The sequence below is a fragment of the Photorhabdus sp. RM322S genome, assembly GCF_042879395.1.
Lineage (GTDB): Bacteria > Pseudomonadota > Gammaproteobacteria > Enterobacterales > Enterobacteriaceae > Photorhabdus > Photorhabdus khanii.
Window position 1 is genome coordinate 23964 of the sequence record NZ_JBHFKW010000048.1, and the last position, 7695, is coordinate 31658.

A 7695-nucleotide genomic window follows, 5' to 3' on the forward strand; every position below is an offset into this window, starting at 1 on the left:
GCGCCGGCGGCGGCAGGCAAGGATAAACTGCCATGCGTGAACACCCTGAAAACCTGATTATCCGTGCCGGCGGTAACCCGATGAACCTGCCGGCGTTCACGGCAATACGCGAAGAAATCAACAAAATCAACCACCCGTCTCAGCCGGCGGTGAACTGGCCGCTGATTGAATCCCTGGCCCTGACGCTGTTTCGCTCCCACGGCGTCGATTTGCAGAGTGCGATTTACTACACCCTGGCCCGGATGCAGCTGAGCGGCCTGGCCGGCTTTACCGAAGGCTGTGAACTGCTGGCCGGCGTGATGGTCAGCCAGTGGGATGCACTGTGGCCGCCACAACCCACGGTCCGCACCGAAATGCTCGACTGGTTTAACACCCGCAGCGGCAACGTCCTGCGTCAGCACGACTACACCGCCCGCGACCTGCGCATGATTTACCGGGCAGAGCGGGCCTTACAGTTAATCGTCGACCGGCTCCAGCAGTCCGATTTGAAACGCCTGCCCAAAGTCGAAAACCTGCTGTGGTTTTTCCAGAACACCGCGAAAAAACTGGAAAATACCCGTATCCTGCCCACACCGGCGCCCAAGCCTGTCCAGATGCCGCCGCTGGTCTACCTGGCCAATACAGAGCCGGAACCGGCTGAACCGGAAACCGACGACGCCCCCGGCTACGACAGCCATCAGCCCAGGGTCCAGGTCCGTTTCCCTGAGCCGCCGCCCCGGATGAGTGCCTTACAGGGCTTTGGACTGGGCGTCCTGCTGGGCGCGTTTATCCTGACCGGCAGCTGGCTGGGGCTTTACCGGCCGCTGCAACAGCAGCTCACAGCCCTGACCGGCACGCCGGACGGCGCACGGCTGGCCTGGCTGTACCAGCCTGACCTGCCAACCTATGAACAGCAGTTAACCCGGTTAGCGGACACCTCACCGCTGGTGGTGCTGCAAAACGCCGAACAGCTGACCGCCAGGGCACAAAAAACCTGGCCGCAGAACAGCGAACAGCAACGCGAAACCACCCGCTGGCAACAGTTACAGGCCGTCCGGCTGGATAATGCCCCGGTGCCGGGCAGCTGGCACCAGACCCGGCATCAGCTCCAGCAACTGGCCGACAAAATCCTGGCGCAGGAGCGCAACCGGGGCAGCTTCACCCTCTCTTACCTGAAAACCGCGATTTATCAGATTCAGACCAGCCACAACCGCGAGGTGCCGCTGGAAGAGTTGCTGCGTCAGTTCGCCGCCGCAGCCGAACAGGGACACCCCGTTTCACCCGCGCTGAGAAAAAAGACCGACGACCGCTTTAACGCCCTGCTCAGCCGCTACTATGCATTGCAAAAAGAAGCCGGGCTGACCGGGCTCCCTGAGAAAGACCGTCCGTAACTTCAGAGAAGGAATCCTTACATGTCATTTCAGAAAAAAACTGCCGGGCAGCTGGCCCAACACATCACTGACCGGATGACGGCGCAAAGCGCCGGCGGGTTGCAGTTCACCCTCACCGCCGGCAGCCTGCCACCCCACACCTTTGTCGTCGCCGGCTTTTCGCTCAACGAAGCCCTGTCCACCCCCTTCTGCCTGAACGTCAGTTTAGCCAGTGCCGACCCGGCCATTGATTTCGCCGCCGTCCTCGATAACCGCGCCACCCTCTCCATCCTGCGCGCAGGCAACGTCGAGCGCACCGTCACCGGCATGGTCGCCAGCTTTACTCAGGGCAACACCGGGAAACATCAGACCCGCTATGAGATGACCCTCCGTCCCGATATGTGGCGCACCACCCTGCGCCAGAATGCCCGTATCTTTCAGCGGCAGGATATCAAAACCATTCTCACCACCCTGCTCAAAGAGAGCGGCGTCCGGGATGTCGCGTTCCGGCTGCGTGACCCGCACCCGGAACGGGAATTCTGTGTCCAGTACCGGGAAACCGATTTTGACTTTCTGCAACGGCTCACCGCCGAAGAAGGCATTTTTTACTTCTTTGAATTCAACGGCAACAAAAACACCCTGGTGTTCGCCGACGCTGCCGGGGCCCTTGCCACAGGCCCGGTATTACCTTATCACCCCGGTGAAGCCACCGAAGCACAACAGCTGTGTGTCACCGCACTGACCCGCCAGGCTCAGGTCCGGCCAGCCTCCGTGGAACTGAAAGATTACACCTTCAAAAACCCGGTCTGGGCCGCCGAGTTCCGCCACCATATGCGGGAACAACACCTCCAGCACACCGGCTATGAACACTTCGATTTCCCCGGCCGCTTCAAAGACGAGCAGCACGGTGCCGATTTCACCCGCTACCGGCTCGAAGCCCTGCGCAATGACGCCCTGACCGGCCACGGGGACAGCAACCACGCCGCGATGCTGCCGGGAGTCCTGTTCACCCTCACTGACCATCCCCGGGATGACCTTAACCAGCTCTGGCAGCTGGTCAGCGTCGCCCACTCCGGCAGCCAGCCGCAGGCGCTGGAACAGGCCGGCGGGGAGTCAGGCACCCTCATGAGCAACCAGTTCACCTTTATCCCCGTTCATCAGCACTGGCGCCCGGCCCCGCGCACCAAACCGGTGATAGACGGCCCGCAGATTGCCAAAGTGGTCGGCCCGGCCGGCGAAGAAATCTTCTGCGACCAGTACGGCCGTATCCGGCTGCAATTCCTGTGGGACCGTTACGGCCAGAGTGATGACCACAGCTCCTGCTGGATACGGGTGACGCAGCCCTGGGCCGGCCAGGGCTGGGGCATGCTGGCTATCCCGCGTATCGGTCAGGAAGTCGTGGTGGACTTTCTCAACGGCGACCCGGACCAGCCGATTGTCACCGGGCGCACCTATCATGCCAGCAATCTCCCGCCGGGCACCCTGCCGGGCAGCAAAACCCAGATGGCCTTCCGCTCCAAAACCCACAAGGGGGAAGGTTACAACGAACTGCGCTTTGAGGATGCCAAAGGCAGTGAAGCATTGTCCTTACATGCTCAGCGCAACATGAACACCGTGGTGCTTCATGACCGCGAAACCCGGGTGATGCACAACCACACCGAAAGCATCGGCAATGACCAGATACTTTCCGTCAGAAAGAACCGCCATAAAGAAGTGACCGGCGATGAAGTCAGTGCGATAACCGGCCTGCGGCAAATCACCGTGGAAAAAGACAGCCTGCTGAACGTGAAAAATAATATCCAGATACAGTCCCGGGCCGGCGGTATCGAGATTGCGACCGCCGGCGGCAGCATCACTCTCGACAGCGCCGGCAATATCAGTATTCAGGGTGCCAATATCACCATTAACGGCAAACAGGTCAATGTCAACTGACCGGCCCTGGCCCCTTAACAACACCTTACTACATGATTTTAATCAATAACGGGAAAACAGCATGACAAACACCCTGTATCAGATGAATGAAGGCACCCTGACTCTCCCCGCCAACTGGCGGGATGAATCCATGAACGTCTTCGTGCTGCCCGATGACAGCGGCATTAATCTGGTGGTCAGCCGCACACCAGTCCCCACCGGCATGGATAACACCGCTTATTATGAACAGACCCTGGAACAGTTTCGCACTCACCTGCCCGGTTATCAGGAGCACCAGCGCAGTGAAATCCCCCTCAGCCAGCAACCCGCACGCCGGCTCGATTACCAGTGGACAAGCCCGGAAGGCGACATGTACCAGACCGTCGTCCTGCAAATCCGCGGGCCGCAGCTGCTGACCTTCAACCTGACCTCCCCCGCCCCCTTTGCAGACGGTCAGCGCGATGCACTGCTGGCGGTTATCGACAGCTTCCAGGCCGCCGGATAATCTGACAGGAGGTTCAACATGTCACTTGGCGATGACATCGTCACCCGGATTGCCCGGGTTGGCGCGTTACATACTGCACCGGTTGCCCCCCCACAGGGCGCTCCCGGCCCGGCGGCTGCCCGCGCAGGCGACCCGATTAAACATGCCAGCTTCCTCGGCGCACTCGCCGGCGCCATTACCGGTGCCCTGATAAGTGCCGCCGTGTTTGCCGTGGCTGCCGCGGTGGTGGTCGGCACCGGCGGATTAGCCACCGTCGCGGTCCTTGCACTCGGCACCGCCGGTACCCTGGCCCTCGGGAAGGTCATCAGTGCCGCCAGTTCGGCGGTCACCAAAATGGTCGACAGTATCGGCCCGCCCAGTGGCGTACTGCTGACCGGCTCCCCGGATGTGTTTATTGAAGGGAAAGCCGCGGCTCGGGCCACCGTCGATACCGCAGGCTGCACTAAACACCCGGCACCGCCCCTGATTGCCCAGGGCAGTGAAACCGTGTTTATCAACGGCGCCCCGGCCGCCCGGGTGGATGACAAACTGGTCTGCGGCGCCACCATCAAAGCCGGGGCCAAAACCGTGTTTATCGGTTCCGGTCAGGGCACCTACTTAGCCGTTGCCGAAGAGTTCTCCGCCTGGCAGCGGGCCATTCTGATGGCCGTTGAGTTTCTGGTGCCGCCCTCCCGGGGGGCCCTTAAAGGCCTCGGTAAACTGTTCACCAAAACCGGCCAGCAGGCCGTGCTGAACGGGGCCAGAGCCGGGGCACGACACGTCGGGAAAATCGTCGCCGGTAAAACGATTTCCTGCGCCAAAACCGCCTTTAAAGAAACCCGGGGGGTGAAGCGTTACCGGGAAAGCACCAAAAAGTTCTTCACCGGCGACCCGATTGACGTCACGACCGGCCAGTTATTCGACCAGCGCACCGATATCACCCTGGGTCAGACCCTGCCGCTGGTGTTTCTGCGCAGCTGGACCCCCGGGGAGCAGGGCCTGCTCGGACCGGGCTGGACCGACAGCTTCTCCGAATGCGCCCTCACCACCGGCGACCGGGTCGAAATCTGCACCACCGAAGGCGCGTCACTCTGTTTTGCCTTACCGGCCGCCTGTACGCACAGTATTAACCCCGACCACCCGGATTTTACCCTGAGCCGGGGCGAACAGGGCTATATCCTCAGTCACCGTGATTCCCCGGTCCGCAAGTATTTTGCCCTGCCCGGTCCGGTTTCCGCCGATGCGCCCCAGCGCTGGCGGCTGACCGAACACCGGGACATTTATCACAACCGGCTGCGGTTTATCTACAACGCACAGTCTCAGCTGACCCAGGTCATCCACAGTGACGGACCGGCGCTGACACTGCGTTATAACCTGAACGGGCAACTGACCGAAATCCTGCGTACCGATGACGGGTTACAGGCCGTGATGGCCCGCTATCACTACCATGACCATGGCCGGCTGGCCGAAGCCGACAGCACCCAGCATTTCCACCTGTACTATGAATATAACGCGCAGGGCCTGATAAGCCGCTGGTCTGACGGGGACCAGACCTGGGTGGATTACCGCTACGATAAACAGGGGCGCTGTACCGACAGTGTCGGGGCCGGCGGTTTCTACCCGGTCCGCCTGGACTATGCCCCCGGTATCACCCGCTCCACCACCCCGCAGGGGCACACCACCACCTGGCATTACAATGACCTGAATCTGATAACCGCAGTCCACACCCCGGACGGCAGCGTGACCCGCTACCACTATGACGACCAGGGCAATCTGGTGCAGCAGATTTCTCCCCTGGGGGAAACCCTGACCCTGACCTACCTGGCGGATACGGGTCGGGTCACGTCCTTCACTGAGGCGACCGGGGCCGTCTGGCAGTACAGCTATGATGCTGACACCCTGCAACTGACCGGCATGACCGACCCGCTGCAACGTACCTGGCTGCCACGGTATGATGAACAGGGCCAGCCAGCCGGATTTATTGCCCCGGATGGCCGGAAAACCACCCTGACCCGCAATGCCTTCGGCCTGGTGACCGCCGAAGAAGACACGGACGGCAACCGCCGTACACAGGAATATGATACCCAGCAGCGGCTGGTGAGACTGTTTGATGAAGAGAACCGCACCGTCAGCCTGGGCTATGACAGCCAGGACCGGCTGCGCAGCCTGACCGCCGCCGGGGCATTGTGGCGCTGGCGTTATGACCGGCATCACCGGGTCGCCGTCAGCGACCGGCCCGACAACAACCTGGAGCAGGCTGACCATGACCGCCACGGGAACCTGACCCGCTGGACCGATGCGCGTGGAGTGGCCTGGCAGGTGGAATACGGCCCGTTTGACCTGCCGGTGGCGCGGCGGGACGGCGAAGGCCATCGCTGGCAGTACCGCTATGATGCCGATACCCTGCAACTGACCGAGGTCATTAACCCGCAGGGGGAACGCTACACCTACACCCTGGATGCGCTGGGCCGGGTCGTCACCGAGCAGGATTATGCCGGCACCCGCTGGCACTATCGCTACGACCGGTCAGGGAACTGCATTGAAAAACGGGACGGGGCAGAGACGGTTACCCGTTATGACTATGATGCCGCTCAGCGCCTCACCGCCCTGCATGCCCCGGAGGGCACCACCCGTTACCAGTATGATATCGCCGGACGGCTGCTGAGGGTTGATGCCCCGGACAGCACCTTACAGTTTGACTACGACGAACAGGACCGGATAGTCCGGGAAATCCAGCCGCACGGGGAAATTCAGCGTCACTACCCGGACAACCGCACCGTCGAGCGGCAGCTGTTCACCGGCGAAACAGACCCGGTAACCGGCCCCTCACGCTTTACCGGACAGACCCACCCGGAACACTGGCAAACCCGGATACAGATTAACCGGGCCGGGGAACTGACCGGGCTGACGTTAGACCATCTGCCGCCCCTGACGGTGTCACGGGATGAGGCGGGACGGGATACCGGGCGTTACACCGACAGCGGCTTCATTGTGCGCCAGCAGTATAACCTGATGGGGTTACTGACTGCACAGCGCGCGGGCTGCAACCCCCATCTTTTCCGGCCGGCTGAGCTGGAGGAGATTGGCGAACCCGCCCATGCCAGTCTGGCCAGACAGTATGAATACGATGCGGCCCTGAACCTGACTGCGGCCCGTGATGACGGACAGCAGCTGCGCTATCTCCTCAACGGCAACGGCCAGGTGGTCTCGGTGAGTGACGGGCGCAACCTGCGCGAACATTATCAGTATGATGCAACCGGTTACCCGTCCCGGCGGTTTGACGGGGTACAGGAGATTATGGGGGAGACCCTTTACCAGGAGGGTCACCGCCTGAACTGGGTGGGCTCGCACCGGTTTGTTTACGACCTGGCCGGTCGTATGCAGGAGAAACAGTTTTTAGCCGAAGGCTACCGGCTGGCGGTGACGAAATACCGCTGGAACAGTCAGAACCAGCTGACCGGCCTCATCACCCCGGATGGTCATCGGTGGGACTATCGTTATGATGCTTTTGGGCGGCGCACCGAAAAGCGCTGTATCCAGACCGGTAAACTGACCACGTATCTGTGGGACGGGGACGTGCCGGCGGAAATCCGTGAATACCAGCATGGGCGGCTGAAAATGATCCGGCATCTGGTGTTTGACGGCTGGGAGCTGATGGCCCAGCAGACCCGGCAGTTTACCCTCAATCTGGACAACCGGGTGGAGCTGATGGTGGGGGCGATTGAGACCCAGTACGCGGTGAGTGCGCCGACCGGTGAACCGCTGGCGCTGTTTAACCCGGCCGGTAAACGGGTGTGGCGGCAGCCGAAACAGTCGCTGTACGGGCTGAACCTGGCGCTGCCGGAAGACATGCCGCTGGATCCGGGCCTGCGATTTGCGGGGCAGTGGCTGGATGAAGAGAGTGGGCTGGTCTATAATCGGTTCCGGTATTTCTCGCCGGAAGCGAGTGTG

General features: G+C 61.5%; 4 protein-coding genes. All 4 read left to right on the forward strand.

Translation table 11 applies throughout. The features are described from left to right. The first annotated feature begins 32 nt into the window (after nucleotides 1–32). Entirely contained in the window at nucleotides 33–1370 is a 1338-nt protein-coding gene (locus tag ACGF63_RS19850; RefSeq protein ID WP_387632792.1) for a VasL domain-containing protein, read from the forward strand. A 75-nt stretch (nucleotides 1371–1445) separates the two neighbouring features. Further along, nucleotides 1446–3281: a type VI secretion system tip protein VgrG gene (locus ACGF63_RS19855; protein ID WP_387632797.1), complete on the forward strand. Its 1836-nt coding sequence runs from the start codon at nucleotides 1446–1448 to the stop codon at nucleotides 3279–3281. Between the two features lie 61 nt (nucleotides 3282–3342). Further along, nucleotides 3343–3765, forward strand: a complete 423-nt coding sequence (locus tag ACGF63_RS19860) for a DUF1795 domain-containing protein (protein ID WP_387632794.1) — start codon at nucleotides 3343–3345, stop codon at nucleotides 3763–3765. A gap of 18 nt (nucleotides 3766–3783) precedes the next feature. Next, a partial coding sequence (locus ACGF63_RS19865; RefSeq protein ID WP_387632795.1) for a PAAR domain-containing protein occupies nucleotides 3784–7695 on the forward strand: 3912 nt, incomplete at its 3' end.

Bases quoted from the DNA above. Each gene is read 5' to 3' on its own strand.
- ACGF63_RS19860 (WP_387632794.1), top strand. From the start codon at position 3,343: ATGACAAACACCCTGTATCAGATGAATGAAGGCACCCTGACTCTCCCC.
- ACGF63_RS19850 (WP_387632792.1), top strand. From the start codon at position 33: ATGCGTGAACACCCTGAAAACCTGATTATCCGTGCCGGCGGTAACCCG.
- ACGF63_RS19855 (WP_387632797.1), top strand. From the start codon at position 1,446: ATGACGGCGCAAAGCGCCGGCGGGTTGCAGTTCACCCTCACCGCCGGC.